Raw genomic sequence first — 22,598 nt, 5'->3', positions numbered from 1 at the left:
CGGTGGAAGAATTCAGCAGACCAACCGTCACCTGATGGCTCCGGTCGTCCGGCTGTGAGACTAGTGGCGCTCCGGCGGGCACCACATCAGCCGTTCCTTCAGGCTCGCTGACGCTGGAGGGAAGCGCTGTAGGGCATCGCTGTACCCTCCGCCCTGGCTGCCATAGCCGCGTAGGGACTGCAAAAGCACCCGCAGGGCGCTGTCCCAGACAATGCCCTGCAAATCGCTGTAGGGCCACAGATCGGGTTCACGAATAAACGGCACCAGATAATCAACCCCCTGCTTGACGCCGCGCCCGTCGCAGATCGCGTTCCAGCGCTCGATATCAACGTGTTCGGCATAGCGGTTAAGCAGCAGATGCGCTTCAAGATTGAATAGCGAATAGTGGAACGGCATCGTGCGTTCCAGCTCCATCGTCTGCCTGCCGTCGCGATCGATTTGCGCTGCCATACGCTGAGTAATCCCCTGCTCGACAATCCGCGCGGCCAGCCCTTTGTCACCATAGAACAGAGCGTTCACCACTCTCTGCGCGTCATACCAGGTGCCGTGGTTGTTATGCCAGACGTATTCAGAATGGCCGATTTCGCTGTAGTACATCCAGTGGTTAAAATCGCGAAACCACTGGTGGAGGCCAATAATATCATCGGTATCGAGCACCTTTGCCGGGGAGATCAGGCCGATGGAATCAATAACCATCCACAGCAGGCGCGTATCAATCAGGCCGGTCCCGCGGCCGGACACGATGCCAGGGATCGCCTGGCCATAGTTGAGATGCGGATTCATCCGCGTATCCGCGTCAAGAAACCAGCAGCGGATCTGGAGCGCCGCCGCCTGGGCGTACTGCCTCTTGCCGCTAAAATACCACGCCAGCCCCAGGGTCATGCAGCGCTCGCACATCCGGATCACGCGGGCCGTATCCGTGTCGTTGTTTTCACACTGCGGATTGGTATGCCCATCCCGGCGGATGTAGGGGAGCCCATTGGGCCGCCGCGGGTTGGGCCACCAGTAGGTGCCCAGGCTGTAATAATCATGCGGATCGCCGCTGACCGGCCGCAGCTTTTTATGGACCACGCTCTCCGGCTGTTCGCGACACAGCTTGTCCGCCTCCGCCAGCAGGCTGCTCAGCGCAGGCTGCAGCGGTGAAAAAGGCTGCTTCAGGCTGGCCTGCGCATTCTCCAGATAGCGTTGGTCGAGGGCATACAGCTTCATCGTCACTTTATTCACTCTCCTCGTCGCCAATGCGTAAACCGCTGCGGGCGTCAAAAAGGTGAACCCCGGAGAGCCTCGGCTGCAGCCACAGCTCCTCGCCTTCCCGTACTTCCAGACGCTGCTTGAACACCGACGTAAACGCGCCGCCTCCGGTTTCGCAGAATAGCTGGACGTCCGAGCCGGTATTTTCGATAGCCGTGATTCGCGCGGCGATGGCGTCCTCCCTGGCCTCCTTCACCACGTTGACCTGTTCAGGACGGATGGCGTAAATCACCTGCTGCCCGTGCTTAACCGCGAGGCCAGACGGCAGCATGAGCGTTGAGCCATCCTTAAGCCGCAGGCTTGCCCGGTCGCCATCGCGCTCGACTTCCCCCGACAGCTGATTAATTTCCGGTGAGCCGATAAACCCTGCCACAAAGAGATTCGCCGGCCTGTCATACAGCTCCAGCGGCGTTCCCGCCTGCTCAATGCGCCCGTCGCGCAGGACAACAATCATCTGCCCCATCGTCATCGCTTCTATCTGATCGTGGGTCACGTAGACCGAGGTTGTTTTCAGCCGGCGGTGGAGCTCGCGAATTTCGCCTCTGACCTGGGTACGAAGCTTGGCGTCGAGGTTGGATAGCGGCTCATCAAACAAAAAGACCTGCGGCTTGCGTACGATAGCACGCCCCATCGCCACCCGCTGGCGCTGGCCGCCGGAAAGATCCTTCGGCAGGCGCTCCAGCAGGGGCTCAAGGCCCAGCAGCGCGGCGGCCTCGTTGACCTTTCGATTCACCTCCGTCTTAGCCAGTTTGGCCATTTTCAGGGCAAACCCCATATTTTCTCGTACCGTCATCTGCGGATAGAGCGCATAGCTTTGAAACACCATCGCAATATCTCGCAGCTTCGGCTCAACGTCGGTCACGTTCTTACTGTTGATATGCACTTCCCCGGCGGAAATCTCCTCAAGCCCGGCAATCATCCGCAGCAGCGTTGATTTACCGCAGCCGCTTGGGCCCACCAGCACGCAAAATTCACCATCCGGAATGGTCAATGAGACGTCTTTAATGACGTTCACCTCGCCGTACGATTTACGGACATTATTCAGAACAACGGCACCCATCACACTCTCCTTATCCTTTGACCGCGCCGGACATAATCCCGCGATTGAAATGTTTTTGTAGACCGAGGTAAACGATGATGCTGGGCAGCATTGCCAGCAGGGTAATGGCGATAAAAATATTCGGCGTAATGCTCTCGTCGGTACGCAGCGTGCCGAGGATCACCGGTATGGTATTCAGGCTATCCTGGTTGATGACGATCAGCGGCAGCAGGTACTGATCCCAAATCATAATAAAGCCGAACGTAACGACAGTTCCGAGCGCCGGTTTAACTAACGGCAGAATGACGTGGAAAAAAATCTGCCATTCGTTGGCACCGTCGATTCGCGCCGCCTCCTCAAGCTCTTTTGGAATCGCTGACATAAATTCGGTCAGCACAAAAATGGAGAACGCCCAGCCGACAACCGGCAGAATCATGCCGGGATAGCTGTTGTACAGCGAGGCATCGATCAGCGGCAGGCGCCAGTTGATAATCATATACAGCGGAATGGCGATAACCTCTTCTGGCAGCATCATGGTCGACAAAATAACCAGGCTCACCAGCGCCACGCCGCGAAACTTCTTCCGCGCCAGGGCATAAGCGGCCAGCGCGCTTACCGCCACCTGCAGAATGGTGCCAAAAAACACCACCAGAATGGAGTTCAGCAGATATTGCCAGACGCCAATGTCCTGCCAGGCAAAGATAAAGTTATCCAGCGAGAACGCCTGCGGCCAGGCCAGCAGCTCTCCGGGCTTCACCGGGGCACCGCTGAATGCGGTGGCGACGATCCCCCAGAACGGCCCGACGAAGACCACCAGCAATAGCGCGTAAATACACCAGCGGCCGGCGCTCTCCCAGCGTTTATTTAACATGAAGGCTCCTTAATAACGGGCAATACGTTTTTTGAGAGTGAGATGGGTAATGGTCAGCACGACGGTAAAGGCGAACAGCAGGAACGACACCGCCGAGGCGTACCCATAATCGAACTGCTCAAATCCCAGCTTATAGATGTGGGTCATGATCATCTCGGTCGCATTTGACGGCCCGCCGCCGGTCGTGGCGTAAACTTCAGCAAACACGCGAAAACCGCGAATAAATGAAAGCATCAGCACAACGGATAGCGCGGGGATCATGCCGGGTAAGGTGACGTAGCGCAGGCGGTTCCACCAGCTGGCGCCATCGACGTTCGCGGCGTCGTACAGATCGCGACTAATGCCGGCTAATCCGGCGATAAAAATCACCATGTTGTACGGTACGGCCTTCCAGATATGCAGCAGCATGATGACGCCAAGCGCCTGGTCGGAGCTGGCCAGAAAGCCCTGTTCATCAATGCCGAACCAGCTCAGCACGTGGTTAATCACGCCGTTTGCCGTAGGGTTAAACAGGATGCGCCACATCTCGGCGACAATCGCCGCGCTGGTCACCGCCGGCAGAAAGATCGCCGTACGGATAAAGCGCAGATGGCGGGCGGGTCCCTCCAGCAGCATCGCCAGGAAAAAAGCTAAAATCGCGGCGGCAAACATCGTTACCACAACGTAAAGCAGGGTATTGATCACCGCCGAATGCAGTTCAGCATCGGCAAACGCGCGGGTGAAGTTAGCAAAGCCAACCCATTCATCGGGCTGGTTAAAGTTCACCTTATAGAAGCTCATGATCAGCCCCTGAATCATGGGGATAAACTTAAACCAGGTAAAAATAATCAACGCCGGAGCTAAAAACAGCCATGGGATCAGCTTTCGTTTGCACCTGGCGGTGAGCCAACGGCTTGTCGCCGGTGATGCTGCCGGCGTCAGAGCCGACGCTTTAGTCTCTTGCACGCTCATCCGTCAATGCCTCACTTAGCCAGCACGTTTTGTTTTGCCAGCTCAGCGTCAACTTTAGCGTTCAGATCGTTGAGTTCAGCGGAAATATCGCTCTGGCAGTCGGCAAGGATCCGGTTGAAGCCATCTGCGGTGATCTGCCGGATTGGCGTCCAGTTCGGGACCTGCGGCACATAGCGACCGTGCTGGTTATACAAACGGGAGAAGGTCGCCCAGCGCGTATCCTGGTAGACGCTTTGCACATCCACATTTTTGTTGACCGCCAGACGAACCACCGGAATATGCTTACTGCCTTTCCCCATACCGATTTCCTGGCCCTGCGGGGAAATCATAAATTCGATAAATTTGCGCGCCGCCTCTTTTTGCTTGCTGCTTTTCATCAGGAATACCGTCGTACCTTCGGCAAGGTTCGCTTCCCCCTGCGGTCCCTGCAGCGGAATAACCTCAAATTTATCTTTTCCGGGATCTTTATCGACCAGGTTGATGTGGTAAGGCCCGCTGAAGAACATTCCGCTTTGCCCGGAGCGGAATGAGGGGATCACATCCGCAGTGGTGGCATTAATCGCCCCCGGCTGGGCCACTTTTTCACACAACATGGTGCGGATAAACGATACCGCCTGCGCAACCTGGGGGGTATTCAGCGTTGCGCTAAACCGCCCCTCTTTCATTGCAACGTAGTCCCCTCCCGCCTGCCAGATAAAGGTGCTTAAAAACCAGCTGGCATAGCCGCGGGTGCTGGATGCCGGGACAATAAAACCGTAGGTATCATTTTTGCCGTTGCCGTCAGGGTCCTGGGTGGTAAATGCCCGGGCGAGAGTCATGATATCGTCCCAGCTTTTCGGCTGCGGTAGCCCCAGCTTTTCCCGCCAGTCTTTACGCACAAACAGCGCGAAGGTTTGCGCTGAAGTCGGTACGCCATAATATTTGCCGTCCGCATAGCGCGTGCTCTCCCAGGCCGTCGGGTAGAGCTGGTCGCCGCCGGCAATAGTGGCAGGGTCGATTTCGTCGGCAATGCCAAGCTGGATAAACTGTCCAAGAGACACCGCGTCGTTAAAAATCAGGTCCGGCAGCGCGTTTCCCGCCGCCGCGCGCGCCAGGCGCTGCTCAAAATCGGTGGTCGCATTAAAATATTCTATTTTGATGCCGCTCTGCTTCTCAAAGGTCTGCGCCTCCTGTTGATAAATGTTTTTCGAGTCGTTGCTCGCGCGGATCCAAACGTTTAGCGTGGTTGCGGCATAGCTTTGCCCCATCCCCAGCCCCAAAGCAGAAAGGAGTAACAGGGAACGTAATTTGGTAATGCCTCCAATTAGTAGAACATGTATTTCTCGATGAATGAGCCGATGACTTTTTCGTGCAATTCGATGGAACGTGAAAAACATATTGTTTTGCGTGCCAGCCGCTTGATACGGGTTCGCAGCGTCAGATTGTTTCGCTCAATGCGCTGTGTGAAAATTTTACCAGTCAGATGTATCTCCTTCGGCACCTCTCTGGCGTAGCTTCCCCAATCGTCGCTCGTTATCATGCCAATGCTGAAGGGGGTCAATAACGCCAGCAGCGCCTGACATGTCTCATCATTACGGGGGCCGAACGTATAAGCCAGAACGCCCCCTGTTTTGGTGTTGTAGGCATACCAGAGCCAGTGCTGCCGGGCTTTACTGCCGACAAAGCCCCATTGCTCATCGAGTTCACAGATAAGAGCCACATCTGCATGGGCAACCGGAGAGGATGTTATTCGCTTCGGCGCGAGTTTTTTAAAGTGCGGATGACGGTGTTAATGCCGATTTTTAGCGTTCTTGCCGTATCCCGGACACCGGCACCGTTGAAGGCCATTTCGGTAATTTTCTCTTTGACACCCGGCTTACGGGCTTCATAGGTATAGGTGAGTAAAAACACGCGGTGGCAGTCACGACAGCGAAATCTGTCACGGCCTTTAGGGTTCTGACCATGGCGATAAACCTGAGCAGACTGACAACGGGGACAATGAACGTTAACGCTGGCCATGAGAAAACCTCAAAAGCGGGCATTATACATCATTCAACTAATTAGAGGCATTACCCGCAATTTGTACGGGCGCAGAGCGCGCTGCTGGCCCGGGCCGATGCCGCACTCAAGCATCCACTGTTTTCGGTGATGGATAAGAGCCTGGTTTCCGCCAGCGGCGATAAGCACGATTACTACAGCTTCCCTCCCTACTGGTGGCCAGATCCGCAGACGAAAGACGGGCTGCCGTATATCCGTAAAGACGGGCAAACCAACCCCGATGCCAACAGCGACGCGACCGATAAAAACCGCCTCGTTAAGATGAGCAATGATGTTTACACCCTCGCCCTCGGCTGGTATTTCTCTCGCGATGCGCGCTATGCCGAAAAGGCCGCGGCGCAGATACGCGGCTGGTTTCTCTCTCCCGGCACGCGGATGAATCCAAACCTTGAATACGCCCAGGCGATTCCCGGTATTAATACCGGCCGCGGCATCGGAATTATTGATAGCCGGGCGCTGGTTAGCGTCGTGGATGCTATCGAACTGTTGCGCCCATCCGGGCAGCTCAGCGAAGATGACTACCATCATCTGCAGCGGTGGTTTGGCGATTTCTACTCCTGGATGACCACCAGCAAAAACGGCTTTGAAGAGGATAACTGGCACAACAATCACGGTACGTGGTTTGATCTACAGGCGGCCACCTTCGCGCTGTTTAGCGGCAAAAGCGACGAGGCGAAAAAGCGCCTGCAAATCACGCAGCTGCGCCGAATCGCCGGGCAATTTGACGGTGAAGGCCGCCAGATGGCGGAGATCGAGCGTACCCGTCCCTGGCACTACAGTAATTTTAACCTCGAAGCCTACAGCCAGCTTGGCCGACTGGGCGAAAAGACCGGGGTCGATATCTGGAACTTTTCTCTTGACGACCATAGCCTGCGCAAGGGCTATCAGTACATTGCCGGCTTTATCAATAGCGATAAAACCTGGCCGTGGAAAGACCTGGATAAACCTGAAGATAAAAAGGCGCTATTTAACCTCGCCTCCGCCGCGCACGCGTGGCCACAGGATAATGAATTTGTGCAGAAAGCCCGCTGGCTGAAGGAGAAATATCCGAATGATATTACGACCCTGATCGCGCCGTTACCTCTGCAGTCCAGGGATGGAGAGAGCAAATAATGATCCAATTTTCCGGGCTGTGGCCGGCGATTGCGGCCCGAGCAGCCAACGCAACGCAGGTGGCGAAACTGGCATCTGAACATGCGGACGAACTAGCGATGCCGGTGCAGATCCCGCAGACGGGCATCGCCAGCTGGAATCTGTACTATTTTTGTCCGCATCATAGCGTACGCCTGATTTGGCAAGCGGATTCACCCACGCCCCACCGCTGCCCGGTGGATAATGAAATCTTCAGCGGCGAGCCTTACGACGGCGCGTGGTGGCGCGAACTGAACGGCCGAAATGCCGGCGCCTGCTATCATCTGGGATTACTGTGGCGCCTGACCGGAGAGCAGCGTTACGCCAGTAAAGTCGCCGAGCTGCTCATCGGCTATGCCGACGTCTATCCCGATTATGAAGTGCATGGCGATATTCCCCACAACGGACCGGGCAAAATGAACGCCCAGACGCTCTGTGAAGCCAACTGTATTCTTGAGATGGCTCTGGGGTACGACTTTATCGCGCAGACGCTATCCGCCGAACAGCAGCAGCATATTCGCAGCCGCCTGCTGCGCTGCGCGGCTCTTTTTCTGCGCCAGCACCGCAGCCCGCAGATTCATAACCATGAAGTTAAAATCAGCGCCGCCCTCGCGGTACTCGGCTTCGTGCTGCAGGACGAAGAGCTGCTTGATTTTGCCGTTAACCAAACCTACGGGCTGCGCTGGCAGCTAGCGAACGGCCTGCTTAGCGAAGGGCTGTGGTTCGAAGGGTCAATTCATTACCACTACTACGCGCTGGAGGGCTTTTTTGCCTTCGAAAAGCTGGCACGCGGCACGCGCTGGAGCCTGATTGATGGGCCATGGTACAAAAAAATGCTCAGCTTTCCGCTCTCGCTGTTACTCCCGGACGGAACCTTCCCCCGGCTCAACGATTGCCTCCCGGGACAGGAAAAGCTGTACCACAACGATATCTATGAATTTGCGTGGCATATTTGGGGCGATCCGCGCTATGCCGCCGTGCTCAGGCACACGGTGGGCGACGACCTGACTCTCGATGCGCTACTGTGGCGCGATGTGCCGCTTCCCGACGACGTACCGCCGCTGATTCCGACCAACTCTTTATATGCTCCCGGCGCCGGGCTAACGCTCTGGCGACGGCCCGCAGAGCAGCGGGCGGTGATGATAAAACACAGCCCCTACGGCGGCGAGCACGATCATTATGACCGGCTGAGCCTGCTCATCTGGCACCGGGATCGCGCGCTGCTTCCCGACCTCGGTACGACCGGATACGGCGCGCGTATGCATTACGACTACTACAAGCAAAGCGCTACCCACAACACGTTATCCATTAATCAGGGCAACCAGCCGCCGGCCAACGCCAACATTATTGGCTGGCATCAGGGAGAGGATTTTCAGTGGCTGGATGGCGAAGTTGACTGGCGTTCCCCCCCGCCGGTTTTAAACAGCCATACGCGGATAGAGTGGGACAGCGCCGCCTGGCGGGACGTGCAGTTTCGCCGGCAGCTATTGTGGGCGGGTGATGTCCTGATCGATCTTGCGACGATCGAGAACCCGCACCGACAGCAGCTGGACTTCACGCTACACCTGGCGGCACGGACGCTGGATCAAAGCGGCCTGCCGCTGCCGTTCGCGCTGAGCGGGCCGCTGCAAAAGATGCGGGGTGCCACGATGGTGCCGCTGCAGAACTGCCAACCGCGCCACTTTGCCGCCGGAAGCGAAACCTTCGCACTGTGGCTAGCCGGCGACGGGGAGCTGTGGCAGGGCTATGCGCCCGATAACCCTGCACTGGGCGAACTCAGCTATCTGGTGATGCGCAGCCATCAACCTCAGACGCACTTCCTCTGTATCTGGGATTTTGCCAGCCAAATGCCGCTGACGGACGTGAGCGTCCATCATGACGATTGCGGCACCCGGCTTACGCTATGGCGAGCCGACGGAGCGACGCGGATCGCCATTAGCGGCGATCGCGGCGCGCTCCCCACCGTGTCGGCCCCCTTTCGGCACGCCCCTCACTCCCCGCTATCGTGATTTTTTGGCGCTCCGGCGCCATTTTTTATTTCCTGAATAGGGTTAAAAACGTTTAACCCGATCGCCTTACTGCGCGGCTAAATCGCCAGGCCAATGATGAGCGACGGGGTAAAACGCATTAGTGCGCTTCGCTTTGCGGGGTGAACTTCAGCTCAATCAGGGCAATCGCCTTTTGCACCGCGCGCATCGTAACCGGGTCGGACGATGAAGGATGGCTTGAAAAATCAATCGCTTTAAGCTGAGTAGCCATCTTTTCGCGCACCTCTACAGGGGCGATAACGTCAATGACATCGAGGATCTGTTTGATAACCAGCTGACAGGCAACCACGTCGGAAACCAGCTCGTCTTGTTCGGTAAGGTGTTGAGACATTTTTTACTCCTTTTTGCAGGAGCGTAATAGTACCCTAAATCGGTCGAGATAAAAAAACCTGCCGTAGCAGGTTTTTTTATCAGAACATGCCGGCCGGCGGCACATCTTTGAAGGTCTTACAGTAGGTGTCAAAAATGCTTTTCAGGATCTTGCGCAGCTTCATGGCCTCACTCCGTTTTTGTTATGCAGGTGTTAATTTTTGTACGTATATAATATGACCAGCATCACAAAAATCAATTTAAATGTGCGCCAAATCACAAATAAAATTGCAGACTGCATTTTAAATTTAACAAGAAAGCGGGCGAAGCCGGAGCGTTCCCCCCTCTCCTACTCACCATCTCAGCGGGCTATGGCGACAACACAATGACAACAAACATCTCTGCCCGGGAAGACCGGGCGTTCTCGGCGCCGGCGCTGCTGGTTGCCGGGGCTTTTTTCATGGAGTTTCTCGACGGTACGGTGATCGCCACCGCGCTACCGGACATGGCGAAAGATTTTGGCGTGGCGGCGGTGGATCTCAATATCGGGATCAGCGCCTACCTGATTACGCTGGCGGTTTTGATCCCGGCCAGCGGCTGGATAGCCGATCGTTTCGGCGCGCGCAGGGTATTTACCCTCGCGCTGGCGATTTTTACCCTTGCCTCGGTGTTCTGCGGCCTTTCAACCAGCGTCGATACCTTCGTCGCCATGCGTATCCTGCAGGGGATGGGCGGCGCGCTGATGGTCCCGGTCGGCCGGCTGGCGGTGCTGCGCACCACCCCGAAACACCAGCTGATTAAGGCTATTGCGACGCTGACCTGGCCCGCGCTGGTGGCGCCGATTATTGGCCCGCCGCTGGGCGGCTTTATTACCAGCTACGCCAGCTGGCACTGGATTTTCTTTGTTAACGTCCCGCTAGGCCTCGCGGCGATAGCTCTGTCGCTGCGCATTATTCCCGATATCCGCGAGGAGGAGCGGCGACCGTTCGACCTTCCCGGCTTCCTGGCCACCTCGGTGGCGATGGTCAGCCTGGTCAGCGCCATGGAGATCCTCGGCGACAACCGGCCCGAGGGCTGGAAGACCCTGGCGCTGCTCGGGCTTGGGATCGGCTGCATGCTGTTCTCGCTGCGCCACTTCCGCCGCGCCGCCTGGCCCATGGTGCGCCTCGATGCGCTGCAGGTCCCCACGTTCCGGGTCACCATGTACGGCGGCTCGCTGTTTCGCGCCTCCATCAGCGCCGTACCTTTCCTGCTGCCGCTGCTGTTCCAGGTGGGATTCGGCATGGATCCGTTCCACTCGGGACTGCTGGTGCTCGCCGTGTTCGTCGGTAACTTCACGATTAAACCCGCGACCACGCCGCTTATCCGCTGGCTCGGTTTTCGCCGCCTGCTGTTGATAAACGGCGCGCTTAACGTTCTGTCGCTGCTGGCCTGCGCATTTTTGACCCCGCAAACGCCGGTGTGGTTAATCCTGTCGATCCTGTTCCTCGGCGGCGTTTTCCGATCGATTCAGTTCACCGGCATCAGCACTCTGGCCTTTGCCGATGTGCCCTCTGCGCAAATGAGCTACGCCAACACCTTATTCAGCACCGCGTCGCAGCTGGCGGTCGGCCTCGGGATAACCCTTGGCGCGATCGGTATTCGCATCGGGGAGAAGTTGAGCGAATGGCTAAGCCTGTCGACCCTGCCCGGCATCAGCTTTCGCCTGTCGTTCGCGTTTATTGCGTTGATTTGTCTGGTGGGAATGGTGGATAGCCTGAAGCTGGCCGCGGATGCCGGAAGCAGCGTATCGAACAAAAAAGCATAAGCGCAATCAGGGCCAGCCGCGGCTGGCCCTGATTGCGATTAACCGACGATCTGGCGAACGAACGCTTCGATCTCTTTATCCTGGCAATTCTCGAAGAAGCACTGCTGAAAGCGCGGACCGGAAACGGCGGTTTTAACCAGCTCCGGATCGATAGCGCGCAGCGTGTCGAGGTAATTCTCTTTCACCACCGCCGCTTTCACCGTATTCAGAATACCGGCATTACGTACCTGCGGCTCTTTACGCTCCGGCGGATAGCCTTCCCCGTTGCGGCCGGTGAACGCTTTTTCGAAAATAAAGCGTACGTTCAGCTCTGCTCCCCAGCCGAAACCTTTCGCAAACGGCAGAGAAAGCGCGTTGCCGTTGTTGATCTGGGCAAACAGGAAGGCGTCGGCCGGGTCGATACAGTAGCCGCACACCACGCCCGGATGGATGTTCAAGGACATCAGCGCGCCCTGGCCGGTGCCGCAGCCGGTGACCACGAAGTCCACCGCTTGCGAATTCAGCAGAATGCTGGCCATGATGCCCAGATGAATATAGGTCAGATGATGATCGTGCTCATCGCTCATCCCCACGTTGTACACCGGGAAGCCTTTCTCATCGGCAACGGCGTTGAGCTCGTTGAGGATGATGGCATTTTTGTTTGCCTGGCTGTTTTCCATCATCAGTGCAATTTTCATGCTTTACTCTCCTGGATGCTTTGCGGGTGCTTCCGCGATAGGTCGTTAACGTTGCTATGACATTACTACTTAACAAACGAACTTTCAAATTTTATGAAAAGTTGTTTTATAAATCACGTAGCGCTTCACACTTTTGTCCTAACCTCTCGCCCTTCCCACATCCGCCTCCCTGCCGCTCCGCAATCGGCAAGATTCAAGCCAGGCCCCCGGTCTCCGATCTCCGGTTATGCGGTTTCTCATATTTATCCGCCGCGATCGCTTAGCGTTATTTATTAAATATAAATTAAAACCATTCTCATTAATTATTAAATTGCCAATGCGTTTTATTCCCATTTTCATTTTTAATAAATATTTTTTTAATTTACTTTTTGCAAATAAATAAATAACAAATTATAGTGAGCGCACAATAATCTTTATGCCTATATTTTGGAGTACGCGCTATGCTGAAAACAGAAATGATCGATAAGCTCAATGAGCAGATGAACCTTGAACTCTATTCCTCTTTGCTTTATCAGCAAATGAGCGCCTGGTGCAGCTATCATAGCTTCGAAGGGGCGGCGGCGTTTCTCCGTCGCCACGCTCAGGAAGAGATGACCCATATGCAGCGCCTGTTCGACTACCTGACCGACTCCGGCAGCCTGCCCTGCATCAACGCTATTGCCTCTCCGTTTGCCGAGTACGCATCGCTGGATGATCTGTTCCGCGTCACCTACGAACACGAGCAGTTGATTACGCAGCAGATTAACGCCCTGGCCCACGCCGCTATGTCCACGCAGGATTATCCGACCTTTAATTTCCTGCAGTGGTATGTTGCCGAGCAGCACGAAGAAGAGAAACTGTTTAAATCCGTTATCGATAAACTGAGCCTCGCCGGCAAAAGCGGCGAAGGTCTGTACTTTATTGATAAAGAGCTGGCAACGCTCGATACGCAGAAATAATTATAGCGGCGACGATGCTTCGGCATTGTCGCCCAATTAATGCTGACAGATTTTACTTTCGCTGGTATTAAATCCGGCGTCTGCGGCAATAAACTTTCCCTTCTTTTGTAAAAATATCACCAGCTCTCCGGCGGTGAGATTTTCCGCCGAACAGGTATGAAAACGAGCCTTCTCGCCAAAGCGGGCGACTATCGCCGCTTCAAGGCTGGCAACGCTGTAGGCTTCGCCCGAAGCGATCATCATCTGCAGAACTTCATGACCGTGAATAGATTGCATAACTCCTCCTGTAAAACGCCCACGATAAACCACCTTATCGCTTCAGGCTTTGCGCCAGCGCAGCATTAGCGCGGGTTCCCGGAGTGTAAACTTTTAATGACAAGAGCTGTAACCCTCATTTGACGAACCAGTCGATTTCACATACTCTGCGCGACATATTTTATTGTTAATTCCTCCATGGATAGAGAGAAACGTGAAGAATCGCACTCTTGGTAGTATTTTAATCGTGGCAGGGACCACTATTGGCGCAGGGATGCTGGCAATGCCCCTGGCATCCGCTGGCGTTGGTTTCGGCGTCACGCTCGGGCTGCTGATCGCCCTGTGGGCATTGATGTGCTATACCGCGCTGCTGCTACTGGAGGTCTATCAGCACGTGCCGGCGGATATGGGGCTCGGCTCTCTCGCCGCCCGCTACCTCGGGCGCTACGGGCAGTGGGTCACCGGATTTTGCATGCTGTTTCTGATGTACGCCCTGACGGCCGCCTATATCAGCGGCGCAGGAGAGCTGCTGGCCTCCAGCCTGAACCAGTGGCTGCAGTGGAATCTTCCGCCGGCAGGCGGGGTGCTGCTGTTTACCGGCATTGGCGGGGCGGTGGTCTGCCTCGGGACCTCGCTGGTCGATCTGTGCAACCGCTTTTTATTCAGCGCCAAGATTATTTTTCTCGCTATTATGCTGGCCCTGCTACTGCCGCATATCCATCGAATAAACCTGCTGACCCTGCCGCTTCAGCAGGGGCTGGCGCTGTCGGCGATCCCGGTTATTTTTACCTCTTTCGGTTTTCACGGCAGCGTACCGAGCATCGTCAGCTACCTTAACGGCGATATTCGTAAACTGCGGCGGGTATTTATCATCGGCAGCTTTATTCCGCTGGTGGCCTATATTTTCTGGCAACTGGCGACGCTGGGCAGCATTAGCTCACCGACCTTTGCCGCCCTGCTCGGACAGCATGCCGGCCTGAACGGCCTGCTCGAGGCTATCAGAGAGGTCGTTGCCTCACCGCACGTCGAACTGGCGGTTCATCTGTTTGCCGATCTGGCGCTGGCCACGTCGTTCCTCGGCGTCGCGCTGGGCTTGTTCGATTACCTGGCCGACCTGTTCCAGCGTAAAAATACGCCGGGCGGGCGGGTGCAAAGCGGCGTCATCACCTTTGTACCGCCGCTGGCCTTCTCCCTGTTCTATCCGCGGGGTTTCGTGATGGCGCTGGGCTACGCCGGCGTTGCCCTGGCCGTGCTGGCGCTGATGCTACCCGCGCTGCTGGTGATGAAGAGCCGCCAGCAGCATCCGCAGGCGGCATGGCGCGTTGTCGGCGGAACGCCGGCTCTGTGGCTGGTCCTGCTGGGCGGGATCGCTATCGTGCTGATTCAGTTTTGTATCGCGATCGGCGTTTTACCCGCCGTCGGATAAAAGAGTAAGGGGCCCTGGCGGCCCCTTATTTTATTTCGCTAAGCAGCACTGCTTATATTTCTTACCGCTGCCGCACGGACAGGGATCGTTACGGCCAATTTTGGCATCATTTCTGATCGGCTGCTGCACTTCCGCCGGCTGCGCATGCTCCGTCCAGTATTGATAAAGCGCCAGCGCCGCCGGTTTAATACGCTCCACGCTGGCGAGGAAATCATCGACAGAGAGCGCTTCAACCGCCGGGAACTGCGCTTCCGTCCCGTGCAAAGCGATGATATCCAGCTCGGCCTGCAGCTCCGCCGGTAAAGCGCCCCAGCGGCCCAGACCGACGCCGCGCATATAGCCAAAGCACCACTCGCCTACGATAGTCAGCTCCTGACCTTCCTCTTCACGCGTGCCAAACAGCGGCTCGAACTGCTCCGGATAGTCCTCCAGGCGCTCGGCGACATCGCTCATATGCTGCAGAGTAAGGTTGACGAAGCGGTCGCGCTCGCGATCGTTGGCCCAGCGCGGCACGCTGTCGGCGCCGCCCCAGATAGCCAGCAGCCACTGGGCGGGTTCAATCTCGGCTGGCCCGGAGAGGATCGCCGTCAGCAGGCCATCGAGCTCGGAGACATCAAGGATGGCGCCGTCGGTGGCGTATTTCGACAGGATATCGTCCAGCCATTCAAGTTCGCTTTCGTTCAGGGGTCCGGTTTTCATAAACAGGCTCGTCGTCATAGAAAAATGGCGCATACAGTAGCGGAAATGCCGGGAGAAAACCACCCGGCGCGGGCATTCTACGCGGGTTAAATATCTTTAATAATGCTCGAGCGCATCGTTTCATATTCGCTTTCGCTGATCGTCCCGTCATCGCGCATTTTTGTGGCCTGAGCCAGGCGCTCTCTGACGTCGTCGGCGGAAGAGACGGAGGCGCTCTGCGCGTCGGCGGCGTTATTATCCTGCTGAACGTCGCCAAAGCGGTTAACCCCGGCGGTGCCCCGGGCGAACAGCAGCCAGATTGACATCAGCAGCGAGATGATTCCGCCGGCCACCATCAGCCATACCCATGCCGCCGCCCCGCCTTCTTCAACGGTGCCGGCAACGCCAATCAGGCCGATGATCAGCAGCAGGAAAGGCGCCAGCAGCCACCAGCCGGAGCGATTCAGATCGTGGAGGCGGCGTACCGCCACCGCGATCCCCGGGATAATGATAATCAGGCTAAACAGCCCGCCGATAACCGGGATCAGCCCCAGAATCGCCGACAGTATAAAGTTAGCGACGGTAAATACCGCGTACTCTTTGCGCGCCGAGCGGCCGCGGAAGGTGGCATATTTCCGGAAACAGTTACCGTAGCTTTCAAGCAACGTAGCCATAAAATCCCTCATTAAAAATAATTTATTATTGCCGTAACGGCATATGGTCCCAAAGGCAGTTTATCCGGCCCGCAGGCGCGTGCCGGAGCGCTATTTTAGCGCAGTTTGCCAGAAATGTGCCGGAGAAAACTGAGGGCTTGACCGCCGGAGGCCTGGAGCGCACATCGAAACTTCTTGTTATTTTTACCCCGTGGATAGTAGCAGGATTGTCGGGCGAAGCTCCGCACCGGCGAAGGGACAGGAAGATAATAGATGAAGGGGTATTATGAATACGGCGGATTTCAGGCACAAAAAAACCACCCGTAGGTGGTTTCACGACACTGCTTATCATTGATTTTATTCTATAATCCCAATGGTACCCGGAACGAGACTTGAACTCGTACAGCCTATGGCCGAGGGATTTTAAATCCCTTGTGTCTACCGATTCCACCATCCGGGCTCGGGATGTAAATTGGAGGCGCGTTCCGGAGTCGAACCGGACTAGACGGATTTGCAATCCGCTACATAACCGCTTTGCTAACGCGCCCTTAATGCTGTAACACCCGCAACTGCCGATGTTTTTAAACTGGAGCGGGAAACGAGACTCGAACTCGCGACCCCGACCTTGGCAAGGTCGTGCTCTACCAACTGAGCTATTCCCGCATTAGCAAGGCAATCTGCTAATCATTTGATTTTGTTATCGTCTGGCGAACCGCGCTGCCGTTCGATGCGTTGCATTCTACTTACCTGGCGCAATGAGTCAACGATATTTTTTAAAACCTTGCGTCGTTTGCTGAAAATTACGCCGAAACGATCACTGATCAAGCAAATCGCCGCGCGCCGCGTTCAAATATTGCAGCATTGACCACAGAGTCAGCACCGCCGCCACGAGGAACAGCGCGATCCCTGCCCCTTCAACCCACTCATTTGGCCGCCACAGCATCCACACCAGCGCCGTCATCTGCGCCGTCGTTTTTACTTTGCCGATCCAGGAAACCGCCACGCTGCTGCGTTTACCCAGCTCGGCCATCCATTCGCGCAGGGCAGAAATAATGATTTCACGGGCGATCATCGTCGCCGCCGGCAGGGTGACCCACCAGGTGTGGTAGTGCTCGGCGACCAGCACCATCGCAATGGCCACCATGACCTTATCCGCTACCGGGTCGAGAAATGCGCCAAAACGGGTGCTCTGATTCCAGCGGCGCGCCAGATAGCCATCAAACCAGTCGGTTACCGCGGCAACAAAAAAGATCAGCGCGCAGGCGAACGGCGCCCATACCACGGGAAGGTAAAACGCCAGCACAAAAAACGGTATCAGGATGACGCGAAACAGAGTAAGCAATGTAGGGATGTTAAATTGCATAGTGACGGGTAACTATCTGTTAGAAGTAAAAATTAGCCCTATGTTGCTACAGAGCCCCTAATGTTTCAACGAGTAGAAGATCTTTTCTGCCAGACCGTGAGATATACCCGGTACTTGAGCTATCTCTTCGACGCTGGCCTTCTGGAGCCCCTGCAGACCGCCCATATATTTCAGCAGCATCTGCCGACGTTTTGGCCCTACTCCTTCGATAGTCTCCAGCGTGCTGGTACTTTTCACTTTTGCCCGTTTTTTACGATGCCCGGCGATGGCATGATCGTGCGACTCATCGCGAATATGCTGAATGACGTGCAGCGCGGGAGAGTCCGGCGGCAGGCTAAACCCTTCGCCCTCAGGTTCAAAGAATAGCGTTTCCAGGCCCGCCTTGCGATCGCTGCCTTTTGCTACCCCTAATAGTAGAGGATGATGTTTATCCCAGTTCACATCCAGCTCAGCAAACACGCTTTTCGCCTGCCCGAGCTGCCCTTTACCGCCGTCTATCAGAATAACGTCCGGGATCTTGTTCTCTTCGAGCGCTTTACCGTAGCGTCGGCGCAGAACCTGATTCATCGCCGCATAGTCATCCCCCGGAGTGATCCCGACGATATTATAGCGTCGATACTCGGCGCGCAGCGGCCCGTTGCTATCAAACACCACGCACGAGGCGACGGTCTGTTCGCCCATAGTGTGGCTGATATCAAAACACTCCATGCGCTTCACCGCCGGCAGCTTGAGCAGCGTCGCCAGCGCCTGCAGGCGCTGATGGATGGTTGACTGCTGGGAGAGTTTGGTCGTCAGCGCCGTCGCGGCATTGGTGCGCGCCAGCTTCAGGTAGCGCGCGCGATCGCCGCGGGGTTTCGTCTGAACATTCACCCGCCGCCCCGCCAGCTCGGAGAGCGAGTCCGCGAGCAGGGTTTTATCGCCAAGGTTAAAGTCGAGCAGAATCTCCCCGGGCAGGGTACGCATCTGGCTGCCCTGCAGGTAGAACTGACCGACGAAGGTCTCCACCACTTCCCCGAGCTCGGTGCCGCCGGGGACCTTCGGAAAATAGCTGCGGCTGCCCAGCACTTTCCCCTGACGAATAAACAGCACGTGGACGCAGGCCATGCCTGAATCAAAGGCGACGCCGATAACGTCCAGATCATCGCCATTATTTGAGACAAACTGTTTCTCGGTCACCCGGCGTACGGCCTGGATCTGATCGCGAATGCGCGCCGCCTCTTCAAACTCCAGCGCCTGGCTGGCCTTCTCCATGCGGGCGATAAGCTGCGTCAGGACCTGATCGTCCTTGCCGGCTAGAAACAGCCGCACGTATTCAACCTGCTGCGCATACTCTTCCTCGCTAACCAGCCCCGCCACGCAGGGGCCCAGACAGCGGCCAATCTGGTACTGCAGGCACGGACGCGAGCGGTTGCGGTAGACGCTATTTTCGCACTGGCGAACGGGAAAGATTTTTTGCAGCAGCGCCAGCGTTTCGCGCACCGCATAGCCGTTCGGGAAAGGACCGAAATATTCGCCCTTCGCATGCTTTGCACCGCGATGGGTCGCCAGCCGCGGATGGGCATCGGCGCTGAGGAAAATAAAGGGATAAGATTTGTCATCGCGCAACAGCACGTTATAGCGCGGCTGATACAGCTTGATATAGTTATGTTCAAGCAGCAGGGCTTCCGTTTCGGTATGGGTTACCGTTACGTCTATTTGCGCGATCAGGGCCACCAGGGCTTCGGTTTTACGCGAAGCCAAATTGCTGCGAAAATAGCTGCTTAGCCGCTTTTTCAGATCTTTTGCTTTACCCACGTAGATAACGGTACCGCCAGCATCGTACATCCGATAGACGCCCGGCTGGCTGGTAACTGTCTTCAGGAAAGCTTTGGCATCAAAAACATCACTCACAGACTTGCTAACGACTCCGCATTACACAGGCCATGGCGGATTGCCAGGTGAGTCAGCTCAACGTCGCCGTGAATGTTTAATTTACTGAACATCCGATAGCGGTAGCTGTTCACCGTCTTGGGGCTCAGATTCAGCTGCTCTGAGATCTCGTTGACCTTCTGACCCTTAGTGATCATCAGCATAATCTGCAATTCTCGTTCAGACAAACTGGCAAACGGCGATTCCGTTTTTTCCGGCTCGATCTGGCTGAGCGCCATCTGCTGGGCGATATCCGAGGCGATATAGCGCTGTCCGGACGCCACGCAGCGAATCGCATTGACCACTTCCTGCGGCGCGGCGCCTTTACTCAGGTAGCCCGCGGCCCCTGCCTGCATCACCTTGGCCGGCAGCGGGTTTTCGGTATGTACGGTGAGCATAATGACTTTGGTATCGACAATTGAGCGCGCAATTTTACGCGTCGCCTCAAGACCGCCGATTCCCGGCATATTCATGTCCATCAGGACAACGTCAACGGGATTCGCCCGACACCATTTAACGGCATCCTCGCCGCAGCAAGATTCGCCAACGACGTTAATCCCTTTTATATCTTCCAGAATGCGTCGTATCCCTGCGCGCACCAGTTCGTGGTCATCAACAAGAAGGACGTTGATCAAAGGAATAATCTCCAGAATTAGGGATAACACAGCTGATAGTTTATCGAACCCATATTACCGGGTTTTGGCGTAATTTTAAAAGCCAAAAGTGTTCTTCAGAGGATTTATCCGCCATTTATGGCAAGTTGTTTGCACACCTGGTGGAAACCTATACATAACAGAGAGTTGTATAAGGTCCTATTTTTAACATTCGACATACAGAAAACGGGTAATGCCTCCAATCAGTAGAACATGTACTTTTCGATGAAGGCACCGATGACCTTTTCGTGCAATTCGATGGAACGTGAAAAACATATTGTTTTGCGTGCCAGCCGCTTGATACGGGTTCGCAGCGTCAGATTGTTTCGCTCAATGCGCTGTGTGAAAATTTTACCAGTCAGATGTATCTCCTTCGGCACCTCTCTGGCATAACTGCCCCAGTTATCGCTGGTAATCATGCCGATGCTAAAGGGCGTCAACAGGGCCAACAGTTCCCGACATGTCTCATCGGTACGTGGGCCGAAAGTATAAGCCAGTACGCCACCCGTTTTGGTATTGTAAGCATACCAGAGCCAGTGCTGCCGGGCTTTACTGCCAACAAAGCCCCACTGCTCATCAAGCTCGCAGATGAGTGCCACATCGGCATGAGCGACAGGAGAAGCGGTTATCCGGGACGGCGAGAGCTTTTTAATGTCCGTATGACGGTATTGATACCGACCTTAAGAACTCTGGCGGTATCGCGGACGCCGGCACCGTTGTGTGCCAGTTCAACTATCTGTTCTTTTACACCGGGTTTTCTGGCTTCATAGGTATAAGCCAGCTGAAAAACGCGGCGACATGACCGGCAACGAAAGCGCTCGTGCCCGGAACAGCTGTGCCCATGGCGATAAACAGAATCGGAATGGCAACGAGGACAATGAACAGTAACGGTAGCCATAGAAAGCCCTAAATACCAGTAGCATATCATGGTTTTCTATCGATTGAAGGCATTACCAGAAAACGTAATAAACACAACATAATACCTCGTTGATAAATACGAAAGAAAATATGTAACAATAATTAACGTTAAAAATCACACTAAAAATTAACAATTTGCGGACGCCAGGGCGGGCTTTATTCAGCCAATTAACCGCTTCACAGCTCCGATCAGAGAACGTAAATTACGCGCTCCTATTTTTTCTCTCGCTTGTGGTATACTGCGCCGCTTTGAGATTGAGTATTGCGCAAAAGCGCCGATAGCAAACGAGGATATCGATGAGCACACCAGATTTTTCCACTGCAGAAAATAATCAAGAGCTGGCGCAGGAAGTGACCTGCCTGAAAACGCTGCTGACGCTGATGCTCCAGGCAATGGGCCAGGCCGATGCGGGTCGGGTGATTATTAAGATGGAAAAGCAAATTACGCAGATGGAAGATGAGGCTCAGGCTGCCGTATTCTCCAGCACCGTTAAGCAAATTAAACAGGCTTACCGTCAGTAACAATAAACCGGCTGGCAGTTATACTTTCAGCCGGTTTCACGCCTGGCACGCAGAACAATGGGCTAGCTCAAATTAAGCCGGTGGCAACCGCATAGCAGGCTATTTGCGTTTTATTCGGCGCGTTGAATTTCCGTTGCATATTTTTCTGATGAAAATTGACGGTATTTTCTGAGATAGAGAGAATTATCGCGACCTCGGCCGAGGTTTTCCCTTCCGCAGTCCATTTCAAAATCTCCAGCTCACGCCGGCTGAACTTCATTTCCGGCGGCATCACCATCGCGTCCTGCAGGCGTAATAGCGTTAACAGGCTTAGCTCAATCAGCATTCTCAGGCGCATTTCCAGCTCGTCTGCCGGATAAGGGCCTGCGCTACGTTGCTGCCCCGAGACCGAAAGAAACCCCTGCGCATGGTTGGGTAAGGTGAGGCATTGGGTGATCCCCTTCACCAGCCCGTGATCGCGCGCGCCGTCCCATAGCTCCTGAGCATCGCGAAACAGCCCGTCATTCCACGGCAGGTGACCTTGAAGAAAATTTTCCGATCGCAGCACCGGATCGATGGCAAAATAGTTCTCGGCTTGATAGTGCGCCATCCACGCCTGCGGATAGGTCGTCTGCAGCGTCACCTTAGGGCGCGTAAAGGGCACGGGATGACGCACGCAGAGAGCAAAATAGTCATATTCCAGCCCTTCCGCCTGCTGCTGCAGGAGATTATAAACCTCCGCTCCCGCCGAAATTGACTGAAATTGTTGCAGCATTTCCCGCCGCCAGCTGAAAAAATCATTGTCCCTCATAACCGACCAAATAACTCCTGAGTAATTATCATTATTACAAATACAAAAACTAACACATAAATCTTATTTACATGTATAAAATATCGTGTATAGCGCACATATTAGATCGCTGCCGGCGCTATTCCGCGGCGGCGACAGAAGAGAATGTTGTCTCATTTATCTCAGCCGTGGATATATTCTCAATGGCGGGAGGTGCTTAGCGCGCATCCTGCTGCAGATATTTCCTCCTCTTACCCCTGCGGTTTTACCTTCAGCGATAAGGAGCGGCGCATCGTTCCGTTTGGCCAGTACGCGGCTGAATATACAAAAACCAATCGATAAGCAGCATTTAATCGTTCCGCTCTTTCAGAGCGGCGCTATCGTCCTGCGCTTG

At 55.3% G+C, this 22,598-nt stretch carries 22 protein-coding genes, 3 tRNA genes and 1 pseudogene; 6 read left to right on the top strand and 20 right to left on the bottom strand.

Going from position 1 to position 22,598, the window contains the following annotated elements; genetic code table 11:
* Positions 1–60 precede the first annotated feature (60 nt).
* From AC1M2H_RS10950 to AC1M2H_RS10925, 6 genes are all read right to left on the bottom strand, one after another.
* Complete coding sequence (locus AC1M2H_RS10950) at positions 61–1,209, bottom strand: alginate lyase family protein (RefSeq protein WP_480151907.1); 1,149 nt, start codon at positions 1,207–1,209, stop codon at positions 61–63.
* A 7-nt stretch (positions 1,210–1,216) separates the two neighbouring features.
* On the bottom strand, positions 1,217–2,311 hold the full coding sequence (locus tag AC1M2H_RS10945) for an ABC transporter ATP-binding protein (protein WP_480151364.1): 1,095 nt from the start codon (positions 2,309–2,311) through the stop codon (positions 1,217–1,219).
* Between the two features lie 10 nt (positions 2,312–2,321).
* Positions 2,322–3,161, bottom strand: coding sequence for a carbohydrate ABC transporter permease (locus tag AC1M2H_RS10940; protein WP_480151363.1), 840 nt, complete (start codon positions 3,159–3,161; stop codon positions 2,322–2,324).
* 9 nt (positions 3,162–3,170) lie between these two features.
* On the bottom strand, positions 3,171–4,112 hold the full coding sequence (locus tag AC1M2H_RS10935; RefSeq protein ID WP_480151362.1) for a carbohydrate ABC transporter permease: 942 nt from the start codon (positions 4,110–4,112) through the stop codon (positions 3,171–3,173).
* A gap of 11 nt (positions 4,113–4,123) precedes the next feature.
* Positions 4,124–5,359 carry an ABC transporter substrate-binding protein gene (locus AC1M2H_RS10930; protein ID WP_480151361.1) on the bottom strand — a complete coding sequence of 412 codons (1,236 nt, stop codon included), beginning with the start codon at positions 5,357–5,359 and terminating at the stop codon, positions 4,124–4,126.
* Positions 5,360–5,415: 56 nt separating this feature from the next.
* Positions 5,416–6,110, bottom strand: a protein-coding gene (locus AC1M2H_RS10925; protein ID WP_480148365.1) for an IS1 family transposase whose coding sequence is annotated in 2 segments (ribosomal slippage) — positions 5,416–5,864 and positions 5,864–6,110 — 696 coding nt in all. Because the reading frame shifts where the segments join, the coding sequence is not laid out codon by codon here.
* 54 nt (positions 6,111–6,164) lie between these two features.
* Here AC1M2H_RS10925 and AC1M2H_RS10920 point away from each other — a divergent pair.
* Together AC1M2H_RS10920 and AC1M2H_RS10915 are read left to right on the top strand one after the other, a co-directional pair.
* Positions 6,165–7,262 (top strand): annotated as a pseudogene (locus tag AC1M2H_RS10920) (alginate lyase family protein); the annotation flags it as partial.
* Positions 7,262–9,289 carry a heparinase II/III domain-containing protein gene (locus tag AC1M2H_RS10915; protein ID WP_480151360.1) on the top strand — a complete coding sequence of 676 codons (2,028 nt, stop codon included), beginning with the start codon at positions 7,262–7,264 and terminating at the stop codon, positions 9,287–9,289. The pseudogene AC1M2H_RS10920 and the gene AC1M2H_RS10915, both read left to right, overlap by 1 nt.
* Positions 9,290–9,407: 118 nt before the next feature.
* Here AC1M2H_RS10915 and AC1M2H_RS10910 read toward each other — a convergent pair whose 3' ends face one another.
* On the bottom strand, positions 9,408–9,659 hold the full coding sequence (locus AC1M2H_RS10910) for a DUF2766 family protein (protein WP_041146262.1): 252 nt from the start codon (positions 9,657–9,659) through the stop codon (positions 9,408–9,410).
* A 79-nt stretch (positions 9,660–9,738) separates the two neighbouring features.
* Entirely contained in the window at positions 9,739–9,822 is an 84-nt protein-coding gene (azuC, locus tag AC1M2H_RS10905) for a stress response protein AzuC (protein WP_113771133.1), read from the bottom strand.
* Between the two features lie 200 nt (positions 9,823–10,022).
* Here azuC and AC1M2H_RS10900 point away from each other — a divergent pair, with 200 nt between their 5' ends.
* Positions 10,023–11,444, top strand: coding sequence for an MFS transporter (locus tag AC1M2H_RS10900; protein ID WP_480151359.1), 1,422 nt, complete (start codon positions 10,023–10,025; stop codon positions 11,442–11,444).
* 38 nt (positions 11,445–11,482) lie between these two features.
* Here the strand turns inward: AC1M2H_RS10900 and AC1M2H_RS10895 are convergent, their stop codons facing one another.
* Complete coding sequence (locus tag AC1M2H_RS10895; RefSeq protein WP_426814309.1) at positions 11,483–12,121, bottom strand: RpiB/LacA/LacB family sugar-phosphate isomerase; 639 nt, start codon at positions 12,119–12,121, stop codon at positions 11,483–11,485.
* A gap of 440 nt (positions 12,122–12,561) precedes the next feature.
* On the opposite strand from AC1M2H_RS10895, the gene ftnA reads away from it, so the two are divergent.
* Positions 12,562–13,059 (top strand): non-heme ferritin, encoded by a 498-nt coding sequence (gene ftnA / locus AC1M2H_RS10890; RefSeq protein ID WP_480151358.1) that lies wholly within the window; start codon positions 12,562–12,564, stop codon positions 13,057–13,059.
* 36 nt (positions 13,060–13,095) lie between these two features.
* Here the strand turns inward: ftnA and AC1M2H_RS10885 are convergent, their stop codons facing one another.
* Complete coding sequence (locus AC1M2H_RS10885) at positions 13,096–13,335, bottom strand: YecH family metal-binding protein (RefSeq protein ID WP_480151357.1); 240 nt, start codon at positions 13,333–13,335, stop codon at positions 13,096–13,098.
* 193 nt (positions 13,336–13,528) lie between these two features.
* Between AC1M2H_RS10885 and tyrP the strand changes: the two genes are divergently transcribed.
* Entirely contained in the window at positions 13,529–14,740 is a 1,212-nt protein-coding gene (gene tyrP, locus AC1M2H_RS10880) for a tyrosine transporter TyrP (protein ID WP_480151356.1), read from the top strand.
* A gap of 30 nt (positions 14,741–14,770) precedes the next feature.
* Here tyrP and AC1M2H_RS10875 read toward each other — a convergent pair whose 3' ends face one another.
* From AC1M2H_RS10875 to AC1M2H_RS10835, 9 genes are all read right to left on the bottom strand, one after another.
* A complete protein-coding gene (locus tag AC1M2H_RS10875) occupies positions 14,771–15,439 on the bottom strand; it encodes a YecA/YgfB family protein (protein WP_480151355.1) in 669 nt (222 codons plus the stop codon).
* 86 nt (positions 15,440–15,525) lie between these two features.
* On the bottom strand, positions 15,526–16,092 hold the full coding sequence (locus tag AC1M2H_RS10870) for a DUF805 domain-containing protein (RefSeq protein ID WP_480151354.1): 567 nt from the start codon (positions 16,090–16,092) through the stop codon (positions 15,526–15,528).
* A gap of 353 nt (positions 16,093–16,445) precedes the next feature.
* A tRNA-Leu gene (locus AC1M2H_RS10865) sits at positions 16,446–16,531 on the bottom strand.
* Between the two features lie 13 nt (positions 16,532–16,544).
* Positions 16,545–16,618 (bottom strand) — tRNA-Cys (locus AC1M2H_RS10860).
* A gap of 40 nt (positions 16,619–16,658) precedes the next feature.
* Positions 16,659–16,734 (bottom strand) — tRNA-Gly (locus tag AC1M2H_RS10855).
* 151 nt (positions 16,735–16,885) lie between these two features.
* A complete protein-coding gene (gene pgsA, locus AC1M2H_RS10850; protein WP_045859282.1) occupies positions 16,886–17,434 on the bottom strand; it encodes a CDP-diacylglycerol--glycerol-3-phosphate 3-phosphatidyltransferase in 549 nt (182 codons plus the stop codon).
* 57 nt (positions 17,435–17,491) lie between these two features.
* Positions 17,492–19,324 carry an excinuclease ABC subunit UvrC gene (gene uvrC / locus AC1M2H_RS10845; protein WP_480151353.1) on the bottom strand — a complete coding sequence of 611 codons (1,833 nt, stop codon included), beginning with the start codon at positions 19,322–19,324 and terminating at the stop codon, positions 17,492–17,494.
* On the bottom strand, positions 19,321–19,977 hold the full coding sequence (uvrY, locus tag AC1M2H_RS10840) for a UvrY/SirA/GacA family response regulator transcription factor (RefSeq protein WP_095101610.1): 657 nt from the start codon (positions 19,975–19,977) through the stop codon (positions 19,321–19,323). The genes uvrC and uvrY overlap by 4 nt, the downstream gene beginning before the upstream one ends.
* Positions 19,978–20,198: 221 nt before the next feature.
* Positions 20,199–20,893, bottom strand: a protein-coding gene (locus AC1M2H_RS10835; RefSeq protein WP_480147781.1) for an IS1 family transposase whose coding sequence is annotated in 2 segments (ribosomal slippage) — positions 20,199–20,647 and positions 20,647–20,893 — 696 coding nt in all. Because the reading frame shifts where the segments join, the coding sequence is not laid out codon by codon here.
* A gap of 317 nt (positions 20,894–21,210) precedes the next feature.
* Here AC1M2H_RS10835 and AC1M2H_RS10830 point away from each other — a divergent pair.
* Entirely contained in the window at positions 21,211–21,435 is a 225-nt protein-coding gene (locus AC1M2H_RS10830; protein WP_004864152.1) for a DUF2594 family protein, read from the top strand.
* Between the two features lie 67 nt (positions 21,436–21,502).
* Here AC1M2H_RS10830 and sdiA read toward each other — a convergent pair whose 3' ends face one another.
* On the bottom strand, positions 21,503–22,225 hold the full coding sequence (gene sdiA, locus AC1M2H_RS10825; protein WP_480151352.1) for a quorum-sensing transcriptional regulator SdiA: 723 nt from the start codon (positions 22,223–22,225) through the stop codon (positions 21,503–21,505).
* Between the last annotated feature and the right edge of the window lie 373 nt (positions 22,226–22,598).

The sequence above is a fragment of the Klebsiella sp. F11 genome (genome assembly GCF_056712265.1).
Note: the sequence above shows the minus strand (reverse complement) of the source record. Positions and strands in the feature narration are given on the sequence as shown.